At 68.4% G+C, this 23,043-nt stretch carries 28 protein-coding genes; 17 read left to right on the top strand and 11 right to left on the bottom strand.

Features of this window, described 5'->3' with window-relative positions; genetic code table 11:
- Window positions 1-10 precede the first annotated feature (10 nt).
- The gene (locus VGV06_03345) at window positions 11-1,543 is read right to left on the bottom strand and encodes a PLP-dependent aminotransferase family protein (GenBank protein HEV2054191.1); all 1,533 of its coding nucleotides are present in this window, start codon (window positions 1,541-1,543) and stop codon (window positions 11-13) included.
- A 118-nt stretch (window positions 1,544-1,661) separates the two neighbouring features.
- Here VGV06_03345 and VGV06_03340 point away from each other — a divergent pair, with 118 nt between their 5' ends.
- From VGV06_03340 to VGV06_03320, 5 genes are read left to right on the top strand one after another with little or no spacing between them, the layout of a single operon-like run.
- Complete coding sequence (locus VGV06_03340) at window positions 1,662-2,390, top strand: hypothetical protein (GenBank protein ID HEV2054190.1); 729 nt, start codon at window positions 1,662-1,664, stop codon at window positions 2,388-2,390.
- A 40-nt stretch (window positions 2,391-2,430) separates the two neighbouring features.
- Window positions 2,431-2,544 carry a carboxymuconolactone decarboxylase family protein gene (locus VGV06_03335; GenBank protein ID HEV2054189.1) on the top strand — a complete coding sequence of 38 codons (114 nt, stop codon included), beginning with the start codon at window positions 2,431-2,433 and terminating at the stop codon, window positions 2,542-2,544.
- Window positions 2,545-2,724 carry a hypothetical protein gene (locus tag VGV06_03330; protein ID HEV2054188.1) on the top strand — a complete coding sequence of 60 codons (180 nt, stop codon included), beginning with the start codon at window positions 2,545-2,547 and terminating at the stop codon, window positions 2,722-2,724.
- Between the two features lie 8 nt (window positions 2,725-2,732).
- Entirely contained in the window at window positions 2,733-2,918 is a 186-nt protein-coding gene (locus VGV06_03325; protein HEV2054187.1) for a hypothetical protein, read from the top strand.
- Complete coding sequence (locus VGV06_03320; protein ID HEV2054186.1) at window positions 2,915-3,694, top strand: class I SAM-dependent methyltransferase; 780 nt, start codon at window positions 2,915-2,917, stop codon at window positions 3,692-3,694. Before VGV06_03325 ends, VGV06_03320 begins: the two co-directional genes overlap by 4 nt.
- Here the strand turns inward: VGV06_03320 and VGV06_03315 are convergent.
- From VGV06_03315 to VGV06_03300, 4 genes are read right to left on the bottom strand one after another with little or no spacing between them, the layout of a single operon-like run.
- On the bottom strand, window positions 3,691-3,966 hold the full coding sequence (locus VGV06_03315) for a Smr/MutS family protein (protein ID HEV2054185.1): 276 nt from the start codon (window positions 3,964-3,966) through the stop codon (window positions 3,691-3,693). The genes VGV06_03320 and VGV06_03315 overlap by 4 nt on opposite strands.
- Before the next feature lie 12 nt (window positions 3,967-3,978).
- Window positions 3,979-4,275 (bottom strand): hypothetical protein, encoded by a 297-nt coding sequence (locus tag VGV06_03310; GenBank protein HEV2054184.1) that lies wholly within the window; start codon window positions 4,273-4,275, stop codon window positions 3,979-3,981.
- Entirely contained in the window at window positions 4,272-5,690 is a 1,419-nt protein-coding gene (locus tag VGV06_03305) for an amidase (GenBank protein HEV2054183.1), read from the bottom strand. The genes VGV06_03310 and VGV06_03305 overlap by 4 nt, the downstream gene beginning before the upstream one ends.
- Before the next feature lie 17 nt (window positions 5,691-5,707).
- Complete coding sequence (locus VGV06_03300) at window positions 5,708-5,902, bottom strand: hypothetical protein (GenBank protein HEV2054182.1); 195 nt, start codon at window positions 5,900-5,902, stop codon at window positions 5,708-5,710.
- 28 nt (window positions 5,903-5,930) lie between these two features.
- Between VGV06_03300 and VGV06_03295 the strand changes: the two genes are divergently transcribed.
- On the top strand, window positions 5,931-6,350 hold the full coding sequence (locus tag VGV06_03295) for a nuclear transport factor 2 family protein (protein HEV2054181.1): 420 nt from the start codon (window positions 5,931-5,933) through the stop codon (window positions 6,348-6,350).
- A 36-nt stretch (window positions 6,351-6,386) separates the two neighbouring features.
- Window positions 6,387-7,253: a class I SAM-dependent methyltransferase gene (locus VGV06_03290; GenBank protein ID HEV2054180.1), complete on the top strand. Its 867-nt coding sequence runs from the start codon at window positions 6,387-6,389 to the stop codon at window positions 7,251-7,253.
- Between the two features lie 20 nt (window positions 7,254-7,273).
- Here VGV06_03290 and VGV06_03285 read toward each other — a convergent pair whose 3' ends face one another.
- Entirely contained in the window at window positions 7,274-8,557 is a 1,284-nt protein-coding gene (locus VGV06_03285; GenBank protein ID HEV2054179.1) for a TRAP transporter large permease, read from the bottom strand.
- A gap of 1 nt (window position 8,558) precedes the next feature.
- On the bottom strand, window positions 8,559-9,098 hold the full coding sequence (locus VGV06_03280; protein ID HEV2054178.1) for a TRAP transporter small permease: 540 nt from the start codon (window positions 9,096-9,098) through the stop codon (window positions 8,559-8,561).
- A 166-nt stretch (window positions 9,099-9,264) separates the two neighbouring features.
- Here VGV06_03280 and VGV06_03275 point away from each other — a divergent pair, with 166 nt between their 5' ends.
- Window positions 9,265-10,272, top strand: coding sequence for a TRAP transporter substrate-binding protein (locus tag VGV06_03275; protein HEV2054177.1), 1,008 nt, complete (start codon window positions 9,265-9,267; stop codon window positions 10,270-10,272).
- A gap of 84 nt (window positions 10,273-10,356) precedes the next feature.
- On the opposite strand, the gene VGV06_03270 is transcribed toward VGV06_03275, so the two are convergent.
- The 3 genes from VGV06_03270 to VGV06_03260 are packed head-to-tail and all read right to left on the bottom strand — an operon-like array spanning window position 10,357 to window position 13,910.
- On the bottom strand, window positions 10,357-12,087 hold the full coding sequence (locus VGV06_03270; GenBank protein HEV2054176.1) for a peptide ABC transporter substrate-binding protein: 1,731 nt from the start codon (window positions 12,085-12,087) through the stop codon (window positions 10,357-10,359).
- A gap of 13 nt (window positions 12,088-12,100) precedes the next feature.
- A complete protein-coding gene (locus tag VGV06_03265; GenBank protein ID HEV2054175.1) occupies window positions 12,101-13,015 on the bottom strand; it encodes an ABC transporter permease in 915 nt (304 codons plus the stop codon).
- On the bottom strand, window positions 12,984-13,910 hold the full coding sequence (locus VGV06_03260) for an ABC transporter permease (protein HEV2054174.1): 927 nt from the start codon (window positions 13,908-13,910) through the stop codon (window positions 12,984-12,986). The genes VGV06_03265 and VGV06_03260 overlap by 32 nt, the downstream gene beginning before the upstream one ends.
- 110 nt (window positions 13,911-14,020) lie before the next feature.
- Between VGV06_03260 and VGV06_03255 the strand changes: the two genes are divergently transcribed.
- The 5 genes from VGV06_03255 to VGV06_03235 are packed head-to-tail and all read left to right on the top strand — an operon-like array spanning window position 14,021 to window position 18,475.
- Window positions 14,021-15,874, top strand: a complete 1,854-nt coding sequence (locus VGV06_03255) for an ASKHA domain-containing protein (GenBank protein HEV2054173.1) — start codon at window positions 14,021-14,023, stop codon at window positions 15,872-15,874.
- Window positions 15,875-15,886: 12 nt separating this feature from the next.
- Window positions 15,887-16,894, top strand: coding sequence for a uroporphyrinogen decarboxylase family protein (locus VGV06_03250; protein HEV2054172.1), 1,008 nt, complete (start codon window positions 15,887-15,889; stop codon window positions 16,892-16,894).
- Between the two features lies 1 nt (window position 16,895).
- A complete protein-coding gene (locus VGV06_03245; GenBank protein HEV2054171.1) occupies window positions 16,896-17,477 on the top strand; it encodes a M23 family metallopeptidase in 582 nt (193 codons plus the stop codon).
- Window positions 17,478-17,480: 3 nt separating this feature from the next.
- Window positions 17,481-18,170: a methyltransferase domain-containing protein gene (locus tag VGV06_03240; GenBank protein HEV2054170.1), complete on the top strand. Its 690-nt coding sequence runs from the start codon at window positions 17,481-17,483 to the stop codon at window positions 18,168-18,170.
- Window positions 18,167-18,475 (top strand): hypothetical protein, encoded by a 309-nt coding sequence (locus VGV06_03235; GenBank protein HEV2054169.1) that lies wholly within the window; start codon window positions 18,167-18,169, stop codon window positions 18,473-18,475. Before VGV06_03240 ends, VGV06_03235 begins: the two co-directional genes overlap by 4 nt.
- 116 nt (window positions 18,476-18,591) lie before the next feature.
- On the opposite strand, the gene VGV06_03230 is transcribed toward VGV06_03235, so the two are convergent.
- Window positions 18,592-19,671 carry a DUF933 domain-containing protein gene (locus tag VGV06_03230; GenBank protein ID HEV2054168.1) on the bottom strand — a complete coding sequence of 360 codons (1,080 nt, stop codon included), beginning with the start codon at window positions 19,669-19,671 and terminating at the stop codon, window positions 18,592-18,594.
- 28 nt (window positions 19,672-19,699) lie between these two features.
- Between VGV06_03230 and VGV06_03225 the strand changes: the two genes are divergently transcribed.
- The 4 genes from VGV06_03225 to VGV06_03210 all read left to right on the top strand — a co-directional run.
- A complete protein-coding gene (locus tag VGV06_03225) occupies window positions 19,700-20,584 on the top strand; it encodes a DMT family transporter (protein HEV2054167.1) in 885 nt (294 codons plus the stop codon).
- A 14-nt stretch (window positions 20,585-20,598) separates the two neighbouring features.
- The gene (locus tag VGV06_03220) at window positions 20,599-21,900 is read left to right on the top strand and encodes an ImmA/IrrE family metallo-endopeptidase (protein HEV2054166.1); all 1,302 of its coding nucleotides are present in this window, start codon (window positions 20,599-20,601) and stop codon (window positions 21,898-21,900) included.
- 9 nt (window positions 21,901-21,909) lie between these two features.
- On the top strand, window positions 21,910-22,275 hold the full coding sequence (gene queF, locus VGV06_03215) for a preQ(1) synthase (GenBank protein ID HEV2054165.1): 366 nt from the start codon (window positions 21,910-21,912) through the stop codon (window positions 22,273-22,275).
- A 75-nt stretch (window positions 22,276-22,350) separates the two neighbouring features.
- The coding region (locus VGV06_03210) for a DUF2071 domain-containing protein (protein ID HEV2054164.1) at window positions 22,351-23,043 on the top strand (693 nt) is incomplete at its 3' end.

Raw genomic sequence — 23,043 nt, 5'->3', positions numbered from 1 at the left:
CGTTCCTCCTCTAGACCAGCGGCACGGCGGGCCCGCGCTCGCGGATCCCGCGCTCCGGCCGACGCTGCGCCTCGCGGATGCTGTCGGCCAGCCGACGCACGCCTTCCTCGATCTGCCCGAAGGGCACCGCAGAGAAGGACAGTCGCAGCGCCCGCTCGCCGCCGCCGTCGCTGAAGAAGGCATTGCCCGGCGTGAAGGCGACCCCGCGTTCGAGTGCGCGCGGCAGAAGCGCTCCGGCATCGAGCCCCTCGGGCAGCTCGAGCAGCAGCGAGAAGCCGCCCTGCGTTTCGGTCCAGCTCACGCCCTCAGGCATGCGGCGGCCAAGGGCGGCCAGGAGCGCGTTGCGCCGCCGCGCGTACTCGCGCAGCGCGCGCGCCTGGTGACGGTCGAGGAGCCGCTGGCGGCAGAAGTGGTAGACGGCGGCCTGGATGAGCGGGCTCGTGTGGATGTCGGCCAGCTGCTTGGCCATCTCGAGCCGCTCGATCAGCTCGGGCGACGCCACGATCCAGCCGAGTCGGAGACCCGGGAAGAGAACCTTGGAGAAAGTGCCGAGGTAGATCACCTGCCCCGAGGCATCCGCCGCCTTGAGCGGCACCGGCGGCCGCTCGCCGTAAAAAAGCGTTCCGTCGAAGCCATCCTCGACGATGGGCAGGCGGTGGCGCGCGGCCACGTCCAGCAGCCGGCGCCGGGCCGCCGCGGGCATGTGGAGCCCCGTCGGGTTGTGCGCGCTCGGCTGGCAGTAGAGGAGCTTAGGCGCCTGCCGTTCGAGCAGCCTCTCCAGGTGGTCCACCGACAGCCCGCCGCCCGCCATCGGCACCGGCAGGAGCTGCGCGCCGAACGCGCGGAAGACCTGCATCGCCCGCGGGTACGACGGCTGCTCGATGGCCACAAAGTCGCCCGGATCGAGCAGGGTGCGCGCGACCAGATCGAAGCCCTGCTGCGTGCCGTTGACGATCAGGATGTCCTCGGGGCGCGCCTCGAGCCCGAAGCGGAGGAGATAGCCCGAGAGGTACTGGCGGAGCGGCGGGTAGCCGGACGACGGATAGTACTGCAGCAGCTCGCGCCCCTCCTCGCGGATGACGCGGTTGAGGACGCGGCGGAACGCGTCGGTCGGGAAGAGGGCGCTGTCCGGCATGCCGCCGGCGAAGGAGATCACGCCCGAGGCCGTCCGGGCCATCTGGCTGTAGGCGCCGCGGCGGCGCGCGTCCGCCGCGACGATCTGTGCGGCCTTGGAGAGGTGACCCGTCCACTCGAAGCGCGGCACGTGCGCCAAGGCCTGGGCCGGGGCGGGCGCCTGCTCGGCGACGAAGGTGCCCTGCCCCACATGGGCGCGTGCCCAGCCGCCCGCGATCAGGTCTTCGTAGGCCTGCGCCACCGTGGTGCGATTCACGCCGAGGTCGCGCGCAAGGTCGCGCGTCGCGGGCAGCTTCACGGCCGGCGCGAGCAGTCGCTGCGTGATCAGCCGCTCCAGGTGAAGCTGGATCTGGCGCGCCAGCGGCAGCCGTCCCTTGCGGTCCTTGGATCGGTCGAGCGGTATTCTCATGGGGCTCTCGTACCAGCCATTATCCAGACACTTGATACGATGTAAAGCACCAATTGGATGAGTCTGGAATCATCCAATTTCCGGCTCTTTTCCGCGTGGTATCATTGGCGTCCTAGCCATGCGCCTGGTCGTCCTCGAGTCGATGTGGAATCCCAAGGGTAAGCTCCTGAACGAGGAACCGTCCGTGCTGCCCTACCTCAAGGCCATCCGCCAGTCGCTGGCTTGGGAGGGCATCCGCATCAACCTCGTGTACCGCCGCTTCTACTCCCACTACGACCTGGGCCTGCTGCTCAAGGAGGTTCGCCGCCACCGCAAGACCCAGGTCTGCTACATCTCGTCGCACGGAGAGCAGCGCAAGTTGACCGGGCTCGGCGACAAGGTCATCCGCCTCGAGAGCCTGATCGGGTACTGCCGGCCGAGCCGGACGACGGGTTACATCGTCGGCGCATGCGACTTCGTCTCCCCTGACACGGCGCGGAAGTTCCTCGAGGCCACGGGTGCGCGCTTCTTGGCGGGATACCAGAAGGAGATCCCGTGGACGGAGTCCATGCTGGTGGACAGCCTCTTCCTGTCCTACCTCCTGGGCGGTACCATGAAATGGGTACGCACCAAGCACGGCGAGCGGGTGCCGCCGTTGAGACAGACGGAGACCTTCGAGATCACGCACACGGAGAGGCCGCAGAAGGTCGCCGGCATGCTCTACCGTGATTTCCCGCTGGCTCACGACATCACCTTCTCGTGCTTCACCCTCGACCGGCAGCGGGGAAGGAAGCCGCGGCTGGTCAGCTCGTTCGAGACGTACCGGAAGAGCGTCGACCGGGCGCGCCGATTGGTGCGCGACCTGTGAGCGGTACCTGCCTTACACCACGACCTGCAAGGAGAACCCTATGGGACCGATGAAGGAATTCGCCGGCGTTTACTATCGGGAAGGCGCGCTCGACCCCAAGACCATGCAGCTGGTCGCGATGGCCGCCATGGCCGCGGCCGGCTGCACGTCCTGAGTGCCCGGACGCTTCGCGGCTGCGAAGCAAGCCGGCGCCACCGAGGATGAGATCAGCGAGACCCTGATGTACGCGATGCGGGGCGCCGCGCGCGCCACGTGGAGCACCATCAAGCACATCCCCGGGATCGAAGACGTCAACAAGGAGTGGAAGACGAAGTTCGAGCGGGAGGGCGGCTAGTAGCGACCATGGCCCAGGGCGAAGCGCCGATCAAGCAGGCCGTCGCGTGGATCGAGGAGCGGCTGCGGGAGCAGCCGGCCGCCGACCGCGTGAAGCTGGTGGACGAGGCCAGCCGGCGCTTCGACCTGACGCCCCTCGACGCGGATTTCCTCTTCCGCCACGTCGCCGAGCGTCCGCAGGGCCCCGCCGCGTGAGCGACAGGCAGAAGGCGCAGGTTCAGGCGCAGTTCGGCCAGAGCGCCCAGGACTACGTCACGAGCGCCGGCCACGCGGGAGGCGAGGACCTCGAGCGCCTCGTCGCGTGGGGGCGCCGGCGCGGAGCCGAGCGCGTGCTCGACGTCGCGACGGGCGGCGGCCACACGGCGCTCGCCTTCGCCGGCTTCACGCCCACCGTGATCGCGATCGACCTGACGCCGCCGATGCTCGAGGCCGCGCGCGGCTTCGCCCGGGACAAGGGTGGTGCGGTCAATGTCCGCTTCCTGGCGTCGGACGTCGAGGCCCTACCCTTCCGGGATGGCTCGTTCGGCGTCGTGACGTGCCGCATCGCCGCGCACCACTTCCCCGCCATCCTGCCCGCCCTCAGGGAAGTCGCCCGCGTGCTCAGGCCCGGCGGCTCCTTCCTCCTCCAGGATATCCTGGGTCACGACGACCGGGAGCTGGCTGCCTTCATTCTCGAGGTCGAGAAGCGGCGGGACCCTTCGCATGTGCGCTCACTGCCCCAGCGGGAGTGGGCGGCATTCCTCAAGGCGGCGGGCATGACGGTGATCGACGAGGGCATGGTCAGCAAGGTGCGAAAGTGGGAGGAGTGGACGGAGCGGATGAGAATGAGCCCGGAGGCCAAGGCCGACCTCGAACGCTTCGTGCTTGCGGCGCCGGCGCGCTGCCGGGAAGGCTTCGGCTTCAGGATCGAGCGGGGGCGCATCGAGTCCTTCACGGACCGGATGATCCTACTCCGCGCGGATCGGGACTAAACCTTCAGGACCACGACAGTCGCCCCCCAGCCGCCGCGCTCAGGCGGCGCGTCGAAGAAGCGCTCCACCAGAGGATGCCCGGCAAGCAGCCCCTGCACGCTCGCGCGCTGGACGCCGATGCCGCGGCCGTGGATGAGCCGGACCTCGCGGAAGCCCCTCGCCGCAGCTTCCTTTAAGTACTCCTCAACGACCGGCCGGACATCCGTCGGCACGAAGGAGTGGAGATCGAGCGAGTCCTCGATAGGCAGGCTGACCGGATCGGACGGGTCCATCGCACGAGCCGCTCAGCGCGGACGGAGATCGACGATGGGATCGGGGACGACGAGGTCGGGCTTGATCTTCTGCTGCTCGCGGCCCTGCTCGGCCATGCAGGCCAGGAACTGGTACTGCTCCGTCTCGCGTCCCGTGACGATCACGCGACCGTCGGTATTGATGCGCTGGAGCACGATGGTCGGCCACTTGCTGCACTTCTGGAAGCGCTGGTAGGCGAGGTCCTGCTCCATGGTCTGCGCCCCTGTCATGCAGGCCGCAGCGCCCATCGCCATGGCCGCCACGAATGCGGCCTGCCGGGCGCGCATCATGCGGCTGCCGCGGGGCGCCGGGTGTGCCAGTCCGTGAGCCGCTGGTAGGCGTCCGCGACGCGGAGCACCGTCGCCTCGTCGAAGGGACGGCCGATGATCTGAAGCCCCATCGGCAGCCCCTCGGCCGTGAAGCCGCAGGGCACCGACGCGGCCGGGTGGCCGGTGAGGTTGAAGGGGCGGGTGAAGCGGATCAGGCTGGCCCGCACCGGCAGGCTCTGGTCTCCGATGCGAACTTCGTTCTGCCCGACGGCGGTCGCTTCGATCGGCGTCGTCGGACCCAACAGGACGTCGAGCTTCGCCAGCGCGGCATCCACCTCGTTCTTGAGCAGCGTGCGCAGGCGCTGGCCCTTGAGGTATTCGGCGCCGGTCACGAACGCGCCGACGCGCAGCCTCTCGCGGACGTCCGCGCCGTACTCGGACGCGCGCGTCTTCAGCCACTCCTCGTGGTAGGCGTAGGCCTCGGGGGCGAGGACCGCGTGCGACGCCGCCGGAGCGAGGCCGACCAGCTTGAGGTCGACGTCCTCCATGGACGCGCCCTGCCCCGCGAGCGCCTTGGCCGCGGTCTCGACGGCGGCCTGCTGGGCGGGCGCCGCGCCCTCGAGGAAGAAGGAGCGCAGGATACCCACGCGGAGCCCTTTGAGCTGGCCCGTGAGCGCGGCCGCGTAGTCGGGCACGGGCAAGACGCTCGTCGTGGGATCACGCGGGTCGTAGCCCGCCATGGGCGCCAGCATAAGGGCGCAGTCCGCCGCGCTTCGGCACATCGGCCCGACGTGGTCCATGGACCACGCGAGCGGCAGCACTCCCGCGCGGCTCACGCGGCCGTAGGTCGGCTTGAGGCCGGAGAGGCCGCAGAGCGACGCCGGGATGCGGATCGAGCCGCCCGTGTCTGAGCCGAGGGCGCCGGGACAGATGCCGGCCGCCACCGAGGCGCCCGAGCCCGACGAGGACCCGCCGCAGACGCGGTGGGTCTTGGCGTCCCACGGATTCCACGGCGTGCCGTAGTGCGGGTTGAGCCCCTCGGGGCCGAACGCGAACTCGTGCATGTTGAGCTTGCCGAGCACGATGGCCCCGGCGCCCACGAGGCGAGCGACCACGGTCGCGTCCTCCCCGGGCACCCAGTCCGCGAGGATCTTCGAGCCTCCAGTAGTCCTGACGCCCTTGGTGCAATACAGGTCCTTGAGGCCCACGGGCACGCCGTGCAGCGGCCCAAGAGCCGCGCCCGACGTCACCGTGGTCTCAGCCACCTTGGCAGCGGCCAACGCCGCGTCGCCCAGGACGGTGATGTACGACTTGAGCTTGCCGTCCAGTGCCGCGATGCGGTCGAGATGCGCCCGCACGACCTCGACGGGCGAGACTTTCTTCGTGGCAATCATGCGGGCCAGCTCGGTCATGGAGGTCCAGCAGAGGTCGCTCACGGAGATCCTCTCTTCGCTCAGAAGATGCGGAACTGCGAGGCCGGCTCGGTCTCGAGCGGGATATCGCGGATGGCGGCAAGCCCGTTCCGCCCAGCTTCAACGAGCGGGAGCAGGGTGGCGAGCTCCGCGTCGGAGAGCTCCAGGCCCTGCGCCTTTGCCAGCGTGCGAAGCGCGTCGACTGTCAGTTTTCCCAAGGGGGGCAGCTTTTCCATGGGCGCAGGATAGCGCATAATCCGGCCCATGCCCACACCCGATCAGGGCGCGCTCACCTGGCTGCGGGAGTTCGAGGCGGCATGCCGCGCGAGGGACTTCGACACGGGCCGACTCATGTTCGCCCAGGACGCGGTCGCCTTCGGCACCTGGGCCATGGCCGTCCACGGGCTCGACAACATCGAGCGTGAGCAGTGGCGCAATGTCTGGCCGCGGATCCGCGGCTTCACCTTCGAGCCCGGGCCGGAGATCCGCACGAACGGTGATGCCGCGTGGATCGCCGCCGGCTGGCGATCCGAGGCCACGGGCCCGGACGGCAAGCCCTTCACCCGCCCCGGCCGCGCCACCTTCATCCTCTCGCGCCGTGACGGCCGTTGGCTCTGCGTGCACAGCCACGTCTCGCTCCAGCCGACGCAGTCGGAATCGGCCCACGGCAGGGTTGCCGGATAGGTGGGTGCCTCTGAGGGCCGGCTGATCAGGCAGGGCGTGAACACGTCGCGCGCCCTGATGTCACGGCAGGACAAGATCTGGTCGCGCTACAGCCGCGACAAGGTGGACATCGGCGAGACCCTCGCCCGGGTCCTCCGCACACTGTCGAAGGCGCTCCCGCTCGGCCGCCCGCTGCGCGCGCTGTCCGTCGGGTCCAGCACAGAGCCCCAGTTCCGCATCCTGGAAGCGAATTTCCTCGGCGGGCTCTACCTGCTCGACGTCGAGCGGGCGGCCCTCGGCGTGATCCGCGAGCGGATCCGGCGGCAGTCGCTGACCCACGTCTTCCCGCTCCGCCACGACTACACGAAGGTCTTCCTCGACCGCGAAGCAACCGAACGATTTCTCCGAAATGACCTCGGCGGCAGGCGCCTCGATCTCATCGCCTTCGAGCACTCGCTGTACTACTGCCCCGTCGATCGATGGCGAGCGCTCCTGTCCAACGTCTTCGACGTCCTCTTGGCGAAGACGGGGGCCATCCACTGCGTCCTGATGTCCTCGAGCGCTGACAACCCCGCGACGACGACATGGCTCTACAACCACTTCGCGGGCAAATTCTTCGGCCACAGGAACGACCAGGACCTGCGCGCCTTCGGGCGCGGGCTCCGGCGGGATCGGCGCTTCGCCAACGCTGAGATCCTCGCCAAGACGGACCGCGTCCGCTTCTTCGTGGACGATTTCCGGGCGCTCATGTCAGTCGTCTGGATGATCCTCCTCTACCCCAACGTGCACCGCTACACCGCGGCGGAACGGCGGGAGATCACCGAGCTCGTCTACCGTCGCCTGTTCGCGAAGCGGAAGCCGCTCCTCCAGGACCAGGACCACCTCGTCATCTACCGTGGTCTGCGGGACAACGGCCTCATCTGACGGCGCAGCGGGCGGCCGGCTCAGCGGACGGCGCCGGCCTGGCGGGGCAGGAACAGCGTGATCTCGGGGAACAGGATGAGGAGCAGCAGGCCGACGAACAGCGCCAAGAGGTAGGGCCAGTACGCCCGGAAGTGCTGCCCGACGGAGATGTTGGCAAAGCGCAGCGCCATGAGGAGCCCGACGCCGATGGGCGGCAGGAACAGCCCGATGCCCACCGCGGCGGTGAGCACGATGTTGAAGTGCACCGGGTGGACGCCGATCTGCATGGCGGTCGGGAACACCACGGGAACGAGGATGACGGCCGCCGGGAGCCCCTCGAGCACCATGCCGAACATGATCACGATGAGACACACGGCCACGAGGAAGAGCCACGGCGTCCCCTGAAGGGGGCCGAGCAGCTCCCCCAGCATACGCGGCACCCCCAGCATGCCCATGAGGAACTGATAGACGCTCGCCACGGCCAGGAGAAAGATGACGGCCGCCGTGAGCAGCGCGCTCTCGTAGACGATCGTCAACATCTCCCGCCAGCTTACGTTCTTATAGTAGAAGAGCGCCGCCGCCATGGCGTAGGCGGCGACGAGCGCGCCCGCCTCCGTGGCCGTGAACACCCCAAAGAAGAACCCCAGCACGATGACGATGGGGACCACCAGCGGCACGAGCGACGCCTTGCCGGCCTTCACGAAGCGCGGCCAGGTCGGGCGCACGTCCTTGGGCCAGCCGAGCCGGTGCGCCTGGACGAAGATCACCGCCATCAGGCAGGCGGCCGTCACCGCCGCCGGGATGAAGCCGCCGAGGAAGAGTCCGACGACAGAGGTATCGGTGATCTGGGCGAGCACGATCATGAAGATGCAGGGCGGCACAAGGATGCCCATCGCGGTGGCGGAGGCCACCAGTGAGACGGCATGCTCCGGCTTGTAGCCCGCGCGCAGCATCGGCGGCGTCATCGTGGAGCCGATAGCCGAGACGTCGGCGATGGTCGAGCCCGAGATGCCCGAGAAGAAGTACTCGGCGAGCACCACCGACATGCCGAGCCCGCCCCGCACCCAGCCCACCAGCACCCTTGCCAGGTCCACGAGCGCGTAGGACATCCCGCAGCGCTCCATGAGGTTGCCGGCGAAGACGAACGTCGGAATGGCGAGAAGGACCCAGTGCTGGGTGCCGGCCACGAGGCTCGACGGCAGCTTCTGCAGCGAAAAGTTTCCGATGAGAAGCCCCAGGAAGCCCGAGAGGCCAAGCGCGAAGACGATGGGCATGGACAGGGCCGCCAGGACGATGAACGAGATGCCGACGGCGCCGAAGAGCACGCTAGTGGCCTTCTGGACCTGAAACCGGCGCGCCCGGCACGGCGGGCCACCGCCCACGCCAGCCGTCCACGATGGACGCCGCGCTGTAGATCACGATGAGGATGCCGCCGACCACCGACGAGAGGTACAGCCAGCGCAGGTTGAGGTTCAACGCGGGCGAGAACGACTGGCTGTTGAGCTCGGCCACCTGCCAGCCGAAGATCGCGACCAGCGCGCCGAACCCCGCGATGAGGAGGTAGTGCGCGGTGAACACCGCCTTGCGCGCACCGGCCGGGAGGCGGTCCGTGATCATCTGCACCGAGAAGTGGACGCCGCGCCGGATGCCGATCGCCGCGCCGACGAAGGACATCCAGGCGAGGCAGAGCTCGCCGATCTCCTCGACCCAGAAGAACCGGATGCTCGGAAGGTCAAAGACGGCGGACACCTGGGTCATCACGTAACGGAGGAAGACGCCGGCCAGCATGTCCGCGATGGCGACCAGCATCAGGACGGTCACGAAGAAGGGCGGAACGGCGGCGATCCAGCGCGCGGCCAACATCATGACGCGGGATCGTAGACCGCGCCGCAACCCCTCGTCAAGGCGCGATCGGCGCCGGCGCGAGAACGGACTTGACTTCAGGGGGCGAAATGAGCGCTATAGAGGCGACCAGGCTGGCGGCAGGGCCGGCCCCGTACGCGCTCAGGCGTCGATCACGAGAGGGGGACCTATGCGAGGACTGATCCGCGGTTTCATTGCCATCGTCGTCATCGCCGCCGTGGCCGTCGCCGGCGACGTCTCTTCCGTCTCCAGCCAGATCAAGCCGGGGGTGAGGAAGCTGGATCTCGCCTACCTGCTCGCCCCGCCCGAGTCGGGCGCCGTCGGGCTCAAGTTCATGGCCGAGGAGGTCACGCGGCGCTCCAACGGCTCGATCAACATGGTCTTCCACGGCGGGACGCTCCTGAACAAGGAGCTCGAGATCATGGACGCCGTCAAATCGGGCAACGTCGCCATCGGCACCCCCCTCGGCGCCGCCTCGACCGTCTTCCCCGAGATGGGCGTCTTCCTGACGCCCTACCTGGTGCGCGACTACCAGCACGCCTACGCGATGTTCAACGGCCAGATCGGCAAGGATCTCGACGAGACGTTCCAGAGGAAGTACAAGGTCAAGATCCTGTTCTTCTACGACTACGGCTTCCGCCACTTCTGGAACAACAAGCGGCCCATCAACAGCCCGGCCGACCTCAAGGGCCTGAAGATGCGCGTGCAGCAGGGGCGCGTGTTCGCCGACACGGTGAACGGCCTCGGCGCCAGCGCCGTCCCCATGCCGTGGGGCGAGGTCATCCCCGCCGCCCAGCAGGGCGTCATCGACGGCGCCGACCTGCCGATCGTCAACATCAACGCGCTGAAGATCTACGAGGTGTCGAAGTACGCCTCGATGACCTACCACAACTACGGGCCGAGCGTGCTGGTGATGAATCTCGACATCTGGAAGAGCCTCCCAGCCGACCAGCAGAAGCTCATCATGGATGTGGGGATGGAGGCGCAGAAGAAGATCCGCGAGGCGACCGAGAGCGTGGACAGCTACGCCAAGGCCAAGGAGATCCTCGAGGCCAAGGGCATGAAGGTCAACCAGGCCGACGTCGCCTCGTTCCGCAAGGTCGCCGAGGAAAAGATCTGGCCACAGTACAAGCAGCAGTACGCCGAGGTCTGGGACAAGATCGTCAACACGAAGTAGCGTCAAAAGGGGGGTTAGGTGCCGGCGGCCGACGCCCGTTGATGGCGCCTCGGCCGCCGTGCCTTCTACTTCCGGCGTGCCCGGCTAGCCCTTCTCGACGATGTAGATGTGCTCGAGCATGTCGACGTAGATGTTGCCGTCGATGACGAACTCGCCCTTCTTGTTCTTCTCGATGCCCTTGACCCAGGGCTTGGCGGCTGCGTAGCGGACGACCCACGCGACAGGTACGTAGCCCGCGTCGGTCTGCATGATCTCCTCCGCCTTGGCGTAGTGCGCCATGCGCTTGGCCGCGTCCCGCGTGTCGCGCCCGGCCTCGAGCTCCTTGTCGAAGGTCTCGTTGACCCAGGCCTGGCGCCTGCCCGTCGTCTTCTTGCCGTAGAAGGTGTCGAAGTACTCGTTGTGCGGGTCCGGGTAGTCCATGAACCACCGGATCCACACGAACTGGAGGTCCTGCTTCCACAGGCGTTCGCGGAACACGCGCGGCTCGAGCACCTCGAGCTCCGTCTTCATGTTGAGGTTCTCGAGCAGGACCGCTTGGACGGCCTCGGCCAGCGACTTGGCGCCGAGGGCCTCGTCACGCATCGACAGGACGATCTTCGGCCAGTTCTTGCCGCCCTCGAAGGGCGTGCCCTTGAGCATCTCCATCGCGGCCTTCTTGTCGAAGCGCTGGATGGCCTTGATCGTCGGCGTGTCGACGGCGCCGGGGAACCCCGGCGGGATCATCGACCACGCCGGCACGGCAAGCCCCTGCGCCACCTTCACCACATTGTCGCGGTCGATGGCGTGGGCCACGGCGCGACGGACCTTGAGGTTGTCGAAGGGCGGCTTCGTCACCTGCGGCAGGAGGTACCAGGTTCCGGGGAACGGATATCGGAAGACGTCCTTGGACGCGCGGGGATCCGACTGCAGGCGCTTGAGGTCGCCGGCCTGGAGCAGCGTCAGGTCGATCTCGTTGTTCTCGTACGGCAGGGCGCCCGACGCCACCGGAATGATCGGGATGACGACCTTGGTCAGGTGGACGTCCTTGGCTCCGAAGAAGTACGGGTTCTTGCGGAGCGTCATCTGCTTGTTGTGCTCCCAGGAATCGAGCACGAAGGGGCCGTTGCAGACGATGTTCGCCGCCTCGGTCCACTTGTCACCGTGCTTCTCCACCGCGCGCTGATACGCCGGAAACGCGGCAAGATAGGCCGCGAGGACCGGGAAGTAGCCGCGGGGTCCCTCGAGGGTGACTTCGAGCGTCCAGTCATCCTTGGCGCGGACGCCGACCTGGCTCGGGTCGGTGATCTGCTTCTTGTTGAAGGCCTCGCCGTTCTTGATGTCGTACAGGAACGCGGCGTAGGGCGCCTTGCTCTCGGGATTCAGCTGCCGCTTCCACGAGTACTCGAAGTCCCGAGCCGAGACGGGCGCGTTGTCAGACCAGCGCGAGTCCTTGCGGATCGTGAAGGTCCAGACCGAGCCGTCCTTGTTGCTGTCGACCTTGGTCGCCAAATACGGTACAGCGAGAAAATCCGCGTCGAAGACCATGAGGCCGGCGAAAAGCGCGGACACGCCCTGGCAGTAGAGGTCCTTGTTGAAGTCGTGGCTGGCGGGATCGTTCTGATAGTAGCCGCCGCCCCCGAGGCGGAAGAGCTGCTCCTTCGCGAGCTTCTCGCCGGGTGCGGGCTTGGAGGGCTTCGCCGCCTGGGCCGTGGTGGCGAAGCCGAGGCCGCCGAACGCGGCCATGGCGCCGACCGCCTTGAGGAAGTCGCGCCGGCCGAGGCCGATGGCCTGGAGGCGCTGCTCGAAGAGTGCCAGCTGCTCGTCGGGAATCCGCATGGTGTAACCTCCCTTACTTCATTTTGGGGTCGAGGGCGTCACGGACGCCGTCGCCGAAGAAGGTGAAGGACAGCATCGTGACCGCGATGGCGATGGACGGGAAGACGCACAGGTACCAGTAGGAGCGGAGGAACTGCTGGTTCTCGCCGACCATCTGCCCCCAGGACGGCGTCGGCGGGTTGATGCCCACGCCGATGAAGGACAGCGCGGCCTCGGTGAAGATGGCCTCGGGGATGCCGAAGGTGACCGATACCACGATGGGCGTGAGCGCGCTCGGCAGGATATGACGCGTCAGCACGCGCCAGCCGCGGGCGCCGAGGGCGCGGGCGCCCTCGACAAACTCCTTCTCCTTGAGCGCCAGCACCTGGGCGCGGGTCTGCCGCGCGATGCCGACCCAGCCGGTAAGCCCAAGAGCGATGAAGATGTTCATGAGCCCCGCGCCCAGCATGGACATGACAAGGATCACGAAGAGGAGCCGCGGGAAGGCGTACATCACGTCGATGAAGCGCGTCATCAGGATGTCGGTCCTGCCGCCGACATAACCTGCCACGGCGCCGAGCGGCACTCCGAGCAGCACCACGATGACCTGGGAGCCCAGCCCCACGAGCATCGACACGCGGGCGCCGTAGATCATCCGCGAGAGCACGTCGCGGCCGAGCTGGTCCGTGCCGAGCGGGAATTCCCGCGAGGGGAACTCGTAGATGCTCCCGAAGTTGGCCTTCGTGTACGACTGAGGCGCCAGGACGTTCGCGAAGATCGCGACCAGGCAGAGCAGCACGACGGTGACGCCGCCCCCTACGGCGAGCTTGTTGCGCAGCAGTCGGCGCCAAGCGTCACGCCAGAGGCTCGACGTCGCCGCCGACGGCGCGGCCGCCAGGAGGTCCGCGATGTCGAGGCTAGTACCGGATGCGGGGGTCGATAAAGCCATAGAGGAGGTCCACTGCGAGGTTCATGAGGGTCAGGAATCCCCCGTAGAGCAGGATCACGGCCATGATCATGGGGTAGTCGCGCCCGGTCATGGAGAGCACGAAGAAGCGCCCCATGCCCGGGACCCGGAAGATGGACTCGACGAAGAAGGAGCCGGTGCCGATCGCGGCGAAGAGCGGGCCGAGGAGGGTCACCACCGGGATGCAGGCGTTCTTGAGCACGTGCTTGAGGATGACCGGGGCCTCGGCCAGCCCCTTGGCGCGGGCGGTCCGGATGTAGTCGGAGCGGATGACCTCGACCATGCTCGAGCGCGTGAAGCGCGCGATGATGCCCATCGGGCCGAGCGCGAGCGTCACGGTGGGCAGAACCCAGTCCTTGGGTTCGTTCCAGCCGCCGGTTGGGAAGATCGGCAGGACGAAAGAGAAGAGCACGATCAGGAAGACCGCGAGCACGAAGTTCGGCACGCTGACACCCAGGGTCGCCACCGTGACTGAGACATAGTCCCACGAGCGGTTCTGGTACACGGCGGCCAGCACGCCGAGCGTCACCCCGCCCGTGACGGCCAGCACGAGCGCCATGCTGCCGAGGAGCAGCGACACCGGGAAGGCGTCGATCAGGATCTCGCTCACCGTCCGTGTCTTGTAGACGAAGGACTGGCCGAAGTCGCCGCGGAGCGCCTTGCCGACGAAGATGCCGAACTGCTCCCAGAGCGGCTTGTCGAGCCCGTAGGCCTCGGCGAGGTTCTTCTGCGCTTCGGGCGAGAGCGGGTTGGCGCCCTCGGCGACAGGGTCCAGCGGGCTGCCCGGCGTGGCGTGCATCACGAGGAACGTGACCAGCGCCATCGCGAGGAGGGTCGGGATCAGCCAGAGAAGCCGCTGGAGCGAGTAGGAGAGCACCGGGCCTCCCTGATCACCTGCGGGCCGGACGCGCCCAAGGGTTCATGGGGTGCGGTCACTATCGGCAAAGCTCTCGGGGAAGTCAAGCGGGAAGTGGTATCTTCAAACGCATGGCGACGGTGGCGCTCACCTTCCTGCCCGCCGGGCTCACCCTCCAAGTCAAATCCGGCGCGACCATCCTCGCCTCCGCCCACGCCGCCGGGGTCGACATCGAAGCGACCTGCGGCGGGCGCGGCCGCTGCACCTCCTGCCGCGTCAAGTTCGTTTCGGGCATCGTCCCGCCGCCCACCATCATGGACGAGGTGCAGCTGGGAGACGCTCCCGTCCGCGAGGGCTACCGCCTCTCCTGTCAGTGCCGGGTAAGCGATCCGATCACGGTGCAGATCACTCCGCCGGTGGACGACCAGAGCTTCCAAATCCTGGGCGGCGAGCGCCCTGCGGGCGCCCCGATGCCGGTCACGATCGACGCGGGCGTGACCAAGCGGCTGGTGCGCGTCACGCTGCCCACTGAGGAGCACCACCAGACGTCCGACCTCGAGGCCGTTCTCGCCGCCGTCGGCCGGACGCCCGATGACTGTGCTCCTGAAGTCCTGAAGACTCTCCCCCAGGCGCTCCGCGAGCACGAGGGCGAGGTGACCGTCGCCTCCTTCGGCCGCCGCATCCTGTCCGTCGAGCCCGGCGACACGCATCTCCTGGCCTTCGGCCTCGCCATCGACGTCGGCACGACGAGCGTGGTGACCACGCTGATGGAGCTCGCCTCGGGCGAGCAGCTCGCGTCGGTGTCGAGCCTCAATCCGCAGGCCGTCTTCGGCGGTGACCTCATGTCCCGCATCGCCTTCGCCCAGTTCGACCCGGGCAAGCTCCGCAAGCTCCAGACGCGCATCATTGGGCTCCTCAACCAGCACATCGAGCAGGTGTGCCGCGACTCCGGCGTGCTCGCGAAGTGGATCTACAAGGTCGTCGTCGTCGGCAATACCTGCATGCACCACGTACTCCTGGGCATAGACCCCTCGTACGTGGGGCTCGCTCCCTACGCCCCCGTCATGCGCCATCCGCTGACGCTCGCCGCGCGCGAGCTTTTCCTCAAGGTCAACCCGGAGGCGCGCGTCTGCCTCCTGCCCATCGTCGCGGGCTTCGTCGGCGCCGACGCCGTCGCCGTGGCGCTCGCCACGCGCATGGACGAGTCGCCCGAGATCCGGATCGCCGTGGACATCGGGACCAACGGCGAGGTCCTGCTGGGATCGCGCGAGCACCTCTGGGCCTGCTCGGCGCCGGCGGGCCCCGCGCTCGAGGGCGCGCAGATCCGCCACGGCATGCGCGCAGCGCTGGGCGCCATCGACCGGGTCGCCCTCGAGGGCGGCGACCTGCTGCTCCACACAATCGGCGAGGCCGCGGCGCAGGGCATCTGCGGCTCAGGCCTCATCGACGCCATCGCCGCGCTGCTGGACGCGGGCGTGATCGACTGGACCGGCCTGATCGACCTCGACCATCTCGAGAACGTGCCTCCGCCACTACGCGCGCGTGTGATCAAGCATGGAGAAGAGCGGGCCGTGATTCTCGCCCGGCCGGGTGAGAGCGGGTCCAACCAGGAGATCGTCCTGACCCAGGACGACGTCCGCCAGGTGCAGCTCTGCAAGGGCGCCATCGCCTCGGGCGCGGCGATGCTCCAGAAGATCGCCGGCGTGCCCGACGACAAGGTCGCCGAGCTCATGCTGGCGGGCGGCTTCGGCAACTACCTCTCGATACGGAGCGCGCTCAGGATCGGCCTCATCCCCGCCCTGCCCGAGCCGCGCATCCGTTACGTCGGCAACGCGGCCGTGCTGGGCGCCCAGCTGGCGCTGCTCTCCGAAGCCGAGCGCGGCCGCGCTACGCTGATCGCGCGCGGCATCGAGCACGTCTCGCTGGCGGCCCACCCCGACTTCCAGGATGTCTTCGTGGACTGTATGAACTTCCCCCGCACCTGAGGCACGGAGCCCATGACCAAGCGTGAGAGAATCCTGGCGGCGATCAAGCGCGAGCCGACCGACCGGCCGCCGTACGCGTTCTGGCGCCACTTCCCCAACGTGGACCGCTCGCCCGCGGCGCTGGCCCAGACCACGCTCCGCTTCCACGAACGCTACGGCTCGGACTTCCTCAAGGTCACGCCCGCCGGCGGCTATGCGGTCGAGGACTGGGGCTGCGTCGAGAGCGAGGAGCTGGCGCCGGACGGCCACCGTCCCTGCCTGCGCCACGCGGTGAACGCTCCCGAGGACTGGAAGAAGATCCGTCCCGTCGCCATGGAATCCACGGGCTGGGCGTCGCACATCGAGTCCGTCATCCGCTGCGTGGTGGACCGCCGGGCCGACTGCTCGGTCGTCCCGACGGTGTTCAGCCCGCTGTCGCTGGCGCGCAAGCTCTCGGGCGACCGGCTCAACTACGACATCAAGGAGAACACGCGCCTCGTCGAGGACGCGCTCGTCGCCATCACCGAGACGATCCTCGCCTTCATGGAGGCGTGCTTCCGGGAGAGCGCGGAAGGAATCTTCTACTCCATCCAGGCCGCGAGCCACGCCTTCCACACGGAAGAAGAGTACGCGCGCTTCGGCGAGCCCCACGACCGCCGCATCCTCGAGGCCGTGCGCGAGCACTCGCGCCTCACCGTGCTCCACTGCCACGGCGAGCGGCTGATGTTCGACCGCTTGGCGGCGCTTCCAGCCGACGTGTGGAACTGGGACGACCGCCGCGCGGGGCCCACGCTCGCCGAGGGCAAGGCCATGGTGCCGGGCGCGGTTCAGGGCGGGCTCAACCAGTGGAGCACGCTCAAGAACGGCACCGGTCCGGACGCCAAGGCCGAGGCGCAGGACGCGCTCGGCCAGACCGGCGGCACAGGGCTCATCCTCGGCGCCGGCTGCGTCCTCTTGACCCAGCACTCGGACGCCACGATGATCGAGCTCGTGCAGTCGCTCGGTGGCACAGTGAAGCTCATGGGGATCAAGCCTCAATAAGATGGCCTGGCGAGCCGCCGTCTCGGGACTTCTGCTGGCGGCGGTCCTCGTGCGTCCGCCGGCTTCGGGTGAGACCTCCGTCGCAACGGACGAGGTCGTCATCCTTTCGACCTACCGCTCGTACAACGGCGCCGACAACCGGCCGCGGCTCAGGCGCCATGCCGGCGTGGACTTCGGCGGCCAGCTGGGCGCACCGGTCCTCGCCGCCGCCGATGGCGTCGTGAGCCGGATCATCGACTGGCCCCCGGGTTGCGGGAATGGCGTGGTGATCGAGCACCCGGGCTTTAGGCGCTGGACGGCCTACTGCCACATGCAGAGCCTCACCGTGGTCCAGGGCCAGAGGGTGAGCCGCGGCGAGCAGATCGGCCAGATCGGCATGAGCGGCAACGCGGTACACATCCCGCACGTGCACCTAGAGCTCTGCACGTCCGCCTGCGCGTCCCACGCCGACGGCGACCTCTCGGGGACCGCGGATCCGCTCTCGATCGCCGACGGCTGCTTCGCTCCCGACAAGGCCTCTCCTCGCGACCATCTCGTCCTCACCTTTCCGGTCACGTGTCTCTTCTGGGTGCTCGGGCGGTAGCGCGTGGACCGTGTCCTCGAGCCCGAGCTGATGACCGGCGAGGACCAGGCGCTCGCCTACGCGAAGGCCGACTTCGCGCAGGTCAACCAGGGCTTCGTGGATCGCTTTCGCGCGTGCTTCCCCAAGGCCGTCGGCGGCGCCATGGTCGATCTCGGCTGCGGCCCTGGCGACATTCCCGTGCGCTTTGCTAAGGCCCTGCCCGGGTTCACCATCACCGCGGTGGACGGCTCGGAGCCGATGATCGCGCTCGCGAAGCTGGCGGCGAAGCAAGCAGGCGTGGAGGACCGCGTGCACCCGCGCTGCGCCCGGCTGCCCATGCTGCCGCTTCCGCTCCAGAGCTTCGACGCCGTCGTGTCGAACAGCCTCGTCCACCATATCCCCGACCCGCAGCGCTTCTGGAACGAGGTGGTGCGTCTGGGCAAGCCGGGTGCGGCCGTGCTCATCATGGATCTCCTCCGCCCAGAGTCTCCCGGGCGGGCGCGGGAGATCGTCGAGCAGTATTCCGGCAGCGAGGCGCCGGTCCTCAAGGAAGACTTCTTCAACTCGCTCTGCGCCGCCTTCACCCTTCGCGAGCTCCGCTACCAGATCCGCTCGCGCGGCCTGGGAGGGCTCGTGTGCGAGTTCGCCAGCGACCGTCACTGGATCGTCTGGGGCCACCTGCCGAGGGGCATACAGAAAGGACCGCCGCCATGAGAGGCGCGATCGCGAAGAAGAGCACGGTGGAGGGCGAGTGGCGGCCCGTCTTCAAGGACCGCGAGGGCGCCTGGATCCTCCTGCTCAACATGGATCCGGAGACCAAGGCCCGCACCCTGGCCGTCAAGTACTCGAAGGGCTGGGAGGTGCTGGTGCTCGAAGGCCAGTGGCAGGTCGGGCCCATCGTCTACGGCCCCGGCGACTACTTCTGCGTGCCCGGCGGCGTCAAGCACGGCCCCGAGCGCGCGCTCACCGACGTCCGGATCCTGGTGATCTCCCACGGCCCCCTGACCCCGGGGCCGTAAGGGATCTTACTCAGCACTCGCCTCGCCGCGCGTCTAACTCGGGCCTCGCCTCGCGGCATGGCCGCTCAGCTCGAACGGCCACACCTGCGGCTCCTCCTGCGGCTCAGCTCGAACTACTATTTGGCGACGTTGAAGCGGAAGTGGCAGATCTCGCCGTCCTGAACGACGTAGTCCTTGCCCTCGAGGCGGAACTGCCCCTTCTCGCGCACCGCGGCCATGGAGCCTTCGGCGGCGACCAGTTCGTTGTAGCCCACGACCTCGGCGCGGATGAAGCCGCGCGCGATGTCTGAGTGGATGGCGCCGGCCGCATCCTGGGCGCGGGTGCCGCGCGGGACAGACCACGCGCGCACCTCGTCCTCACCCACGGTGAAGAAGGAGATCAGTCCGAGGAGCGCATAGCAGTCGCGAAGCACGCGCCTGATGGCCGGCTCGCTCAGCCCGAGGTCGGCGAGAAAGGCCGCCTGCTCCTCCCCCGCCAGTTGCGCCACTTCAGCCTCGATGACGGCGGAGACCCAGCCGACGGCAGTGCCCGGGCGCCCGGTAATCTCCCCGAGCCCGAAACTCTCGACGAGAGTCTTGCCCCGGTCGATCTCCTTCTCCGCGAGGTTCAGGCAGTGGAGGATGGGCTTCTGCGAGAGGAACGTGAAGCCGCGGATCGCCCGGGCGTCATCGTCCGAGAGCTCGGCCGCGCGGATCGGCGTCTCGGACTCGAGCGCGGGCTTGAGACGCAGGAGGATCGCCTGCTCCTTGACGTCGGCGTCCGTGCGCTTCTTCTTGATGGAGGCCTCGAGCCGCTCTAGCCGGCGCTCCACCACCTCGAGGTCGGCCAGGATCAGCTCCGTCTCAAGATCCGCGATGTCGCCCTTCGGGTTAGGCGCCGCGCCGGCGGCGTCGGGAAAGGCGCGCACCACGTGCAAGAGCGCGTCCGCGTTCCTGAATTCCTTGGCGTCCAATCCCTCGCGGTCGCCCTTGGTGATCCCGGCGAGGTCTACCACTTCGAACGACGCGAAGGTCGTCTTCTTTGGCTTGAAGAGCGCGGTCAGCGTGTCCACCCGCGGGTCGGGCACGCGCGCCACGCCCGCGTGCATCTCCGCGCGCGAGCCTCCGAACGACGAGGTCGCCAGCGACGCACCGGTCAGCAGGTTGAACAGCGAGGTCTTTCCGCTCTTGGGAAGCCCGACGAGACCGATCTTCATTGAGGCTCATGCTACCATAGCCCGTCCCGTGCTCGAGCATCGCTCCCTCGACCCCAAAGGCGCCGCGCTGGCGCTGCTGCTCTCCGCCCTCTGGGGCGCCAACCCCGTCGCCATCAAGCTCGGCCTCTCCGACGTCGCGCCGCTCCAGATGGCCCTCCTGCGCTTCGTGGTGAGCGCCGTTGCGATCTCCACCTACGCCCTGGCGAGCCGCCGTCCCGACGTGCTCGTGATCCGCCCGGGTGAGGCCAAGCCGATCTGGTCGCTCGGTCTCCTCTTCGTGCTCCAGATCGCGCTCATGAACGTCGGCCTCGAGCGCACCACGGCGGCCCACGGCGTCATCGTGCTGAATTCCTACGCCATCCACACCGTGGTCTTCGCTCACTTCATGATCCCCGGCGACCGGCTGACCCCGCGCAAGCTCGCCGGAGTGCTCGTGGCCTACAGTGGCGTCATCATCCTCTTCGGGCGCAGCTTCACGACGTCGAGCAGCACGCTCCTGGGCGACCTCATCGTCGCGCTCTCCGCCCTGCTGCTGGGCGAGCGCATCGTCTACATCGCCAAGACGGTCCAGCGCGTGGATCCGGTGCGCCTCATGCTCTACCAGTCTGTCATCGGCAGCGTGGGCTTCTTTCTGATCAGCCTCGCCGTGGAGTCCGGACGGCCCACCCGCTGGACGGCAACGCTCATCCTGTCGATCCTCTTCCAGGGCGTCGTCATCGGCGGCTTCAACTTCGTCATGAACGCGCGGCTCCTGCAGATCTACCGGCCGAGCGCGCTCGCCACCGTGGCCCTGACCACTCCGATCTGGGGCGTGCTGATCGCCGCCGCGGTCGGGGGCGAGGGGCTGGCGCCGGAGCTCGTCCTCTCCACACTCCTCGTGGTGGTCGGCATCGCGCTGACCATGGGCCGGTGAGGTATCATCAGCGCATGCGCCGCGCCCCGGCCCTCGCGCTCCTCGCTCTGGCCGCCGCATTTGCCGCGGCGCCGACGCTCCGCGCCCAGCAGCCGAACCCAGCACAGGCCGCGCTCGATGCCGTCGCCGCCCCGCTGTACCAGCAGCTCGCGGCGCTCAAGGGCATCGCCGCCCCCGGCCCGCCGCCGGTCCTGCTCCGCTCGCGGGCGGAGAACCGGCGCTTCATCGAGCAGGAGATGACCCGCCGCTACTCCCCGGCCGTCCTCGAGGCCGAGCGCAAGAGCATGGTCGCCTGGGGAATGATCCCGCCCGACTACGACCTCCGCCGTCTCTTCCTGGATCTCCTCGAGGAGCAGGTCTCCGCCTACTACGACCCGCGCGGCAAGGTCATGGTCGTCGGCGACTGGCTCCCGCCCGAGCAGCAGCGCGCGGCGCTCATGCACGAGCTGGTCCACGCGCTCCAGGACCGCGAGCTGCCGCTCGACAACTTCATCGCGCCCGACCCAGGCCACGGCGACCGGCTGCTCGCCCGCCAGGCGCTCATCGAAGGCGAGGCCGTGGCGCTCAGCTTCGACCTGATGCTGAAGCCCCAGGGCATGGACATCAGCGGGCTGTCCGATCTCTCCATGGCGCAGGGCCTCATCGTCTCGAGCGCAGGCGGGCCCGTCGTCGGTAAGGCGCCCAAGTTCCTGCGCGACCTCCTGCTCTTCCCCTACGTCGAGGGGCTCGGCTTCGTCTACCAGTTCAGGAAGCGCCATCCGTGGTCGGACATGAGCGCCGTCTACCGCGATCCGCCGCGCTCGACGACCCAGATCCTCCACCCGGAGAAATACCTCGACACACGCGAGAACCCGATCCCCGTCGCGATCCCGGACCTCTCGCGCCTCCTCTCGGGAGGCCGCCTCGTGTCCGACGACGATCTCGGCGAATTCGCCCTCGGCGCCGTGCTGGCGCTCCACCTGGGCGAGGTCGATGGGCGGCGCGCGGCAGCCGGCTGGCGCGGCGACCGCTACCGCATTTGGGAGGACGACGGGGGGCGCTTCGTGATCGCCTACCGTGTGGTCACGGCGGACGCCCAGATCGCGGCGGCGCTGGCGACCAATCTCCAGGCCTCGGTCGAGAAGCGCCACCCCGAGCTTGCCGGCAAGGCCGCGGTCCGGGAGGGCGGGCTCGTGACCTGGGTTGACGGCGGGCGGGTCTTCGCGGTGGAAAGCCGGGGGACGAGCGTCGTCCTGCTGGAGCGGCTGCCGGCGCAGGTTTTCGACCGCGCGCGAGACACCGTCTGGCGCGCGCGGCCCGTGGGCGCGTCGCGGTAGAATAGGCGCATGCCGAGCCAGCCCGGGAAACAGCTCGAGGTCGTCCCGAACCCGCATCCCGACCGCGACTACGAGGTCGCGCTCGAGATCCCGGAGTTCACCTGCCTCTGCCCCAGGACCGGCCAGCCGGACTTCGCCACCATCAGGATCAGGTACGTCCCCGACCGGAACCTCGTCGAGCTCAAGAGCATCAAGCTCTACATCTGGTCGTACCGGAACGAGGGCGCCTTCCACGAGGACGTGACCAACCGGATCCTGAACGACTTCGTGGCCGTGGCCGGGCCGCGCTGGATCGAGGTGGTGGGCGACTTCACCGTGCGCGGCGGCATCAAGACCGTTGTGCGCGCCACCCACGGCAAGCGCCCTGAGATCTGAGCGGGCGCGGGGCTCCCCGTGACCCCGTGAGCACCGTTCCCCAGTGAGCATCGTGACCCAGTGAGCATCCTTCCAATGAAGACCATCCGCCGCCCGTTCCTCACGGCGCGGTGGTCGAACCTCGCGATCCTGACGTACGAGGTGCCGCCGGCACTGCTCGACCCTCACCTGCCTGCGGGGCTCGAGCTCGACAAGCACGGCGGGTCGGCGTTCGCGAGCCTGGTCGCCTTCGATTTCCAGGACACTCGGGTGTGGGGCGTCGCGTGGCCCGGCCTGCGCAGGTTCCCGGAGATCAACCTGCGCTTCTACGTCAGACAGGGCCATCGTCGCGGCGTCGTCTTCATTCGCGAGTTCGTGTCTCAGCCCCTTGTCTCATGGCTTGCGCGCGCGATCTACAACGAGCCCTACCTGGTCGCGCCGATCGAGAGCGGCGTCGCGGAAGAGGCGTCGGCGATCGTGACCATACGCCGCCTGCGCTGGCGCGGGCGCTCCCACGTTATCGAGGTCGCTGGGAACAAGCCCGCTGTGCGGCCGGGAGAGGACAGCGAGGAGCACTTCTTCAAGGAGCACCAATGGGGCTTCGGGCGCGACAGGCGGGACCGGACACTGGTCTACGAGGTCAGGCATCCGCTGTGGGACGTCTACCCGGTACGCTCGTGGAGCCTCGACCTCGACTGGGCCCAGGTTTACGGTCCCGCGTGGGGCTTCCTCTCAGCCGAAAAGCCGGCGTCCGTCGTGCTGGCGGCGGGGTCGCCGGTGTCCGTCTAC

The organism is Candidatus Methylomirabilota bacterium (genome assembly GCA_035936835.1).
In the GTDB taxonomy this organism is placed as follows: domain Bacteria; phylum Methylomirabilota; class Methylomirabilia; order Rokubacteriales; family CSP1-6; genus AR37.
Note: the sequence above shows the minus strand (reverse complement) of the source record. Positions and strands in the feature narration are given on the sequence as shown.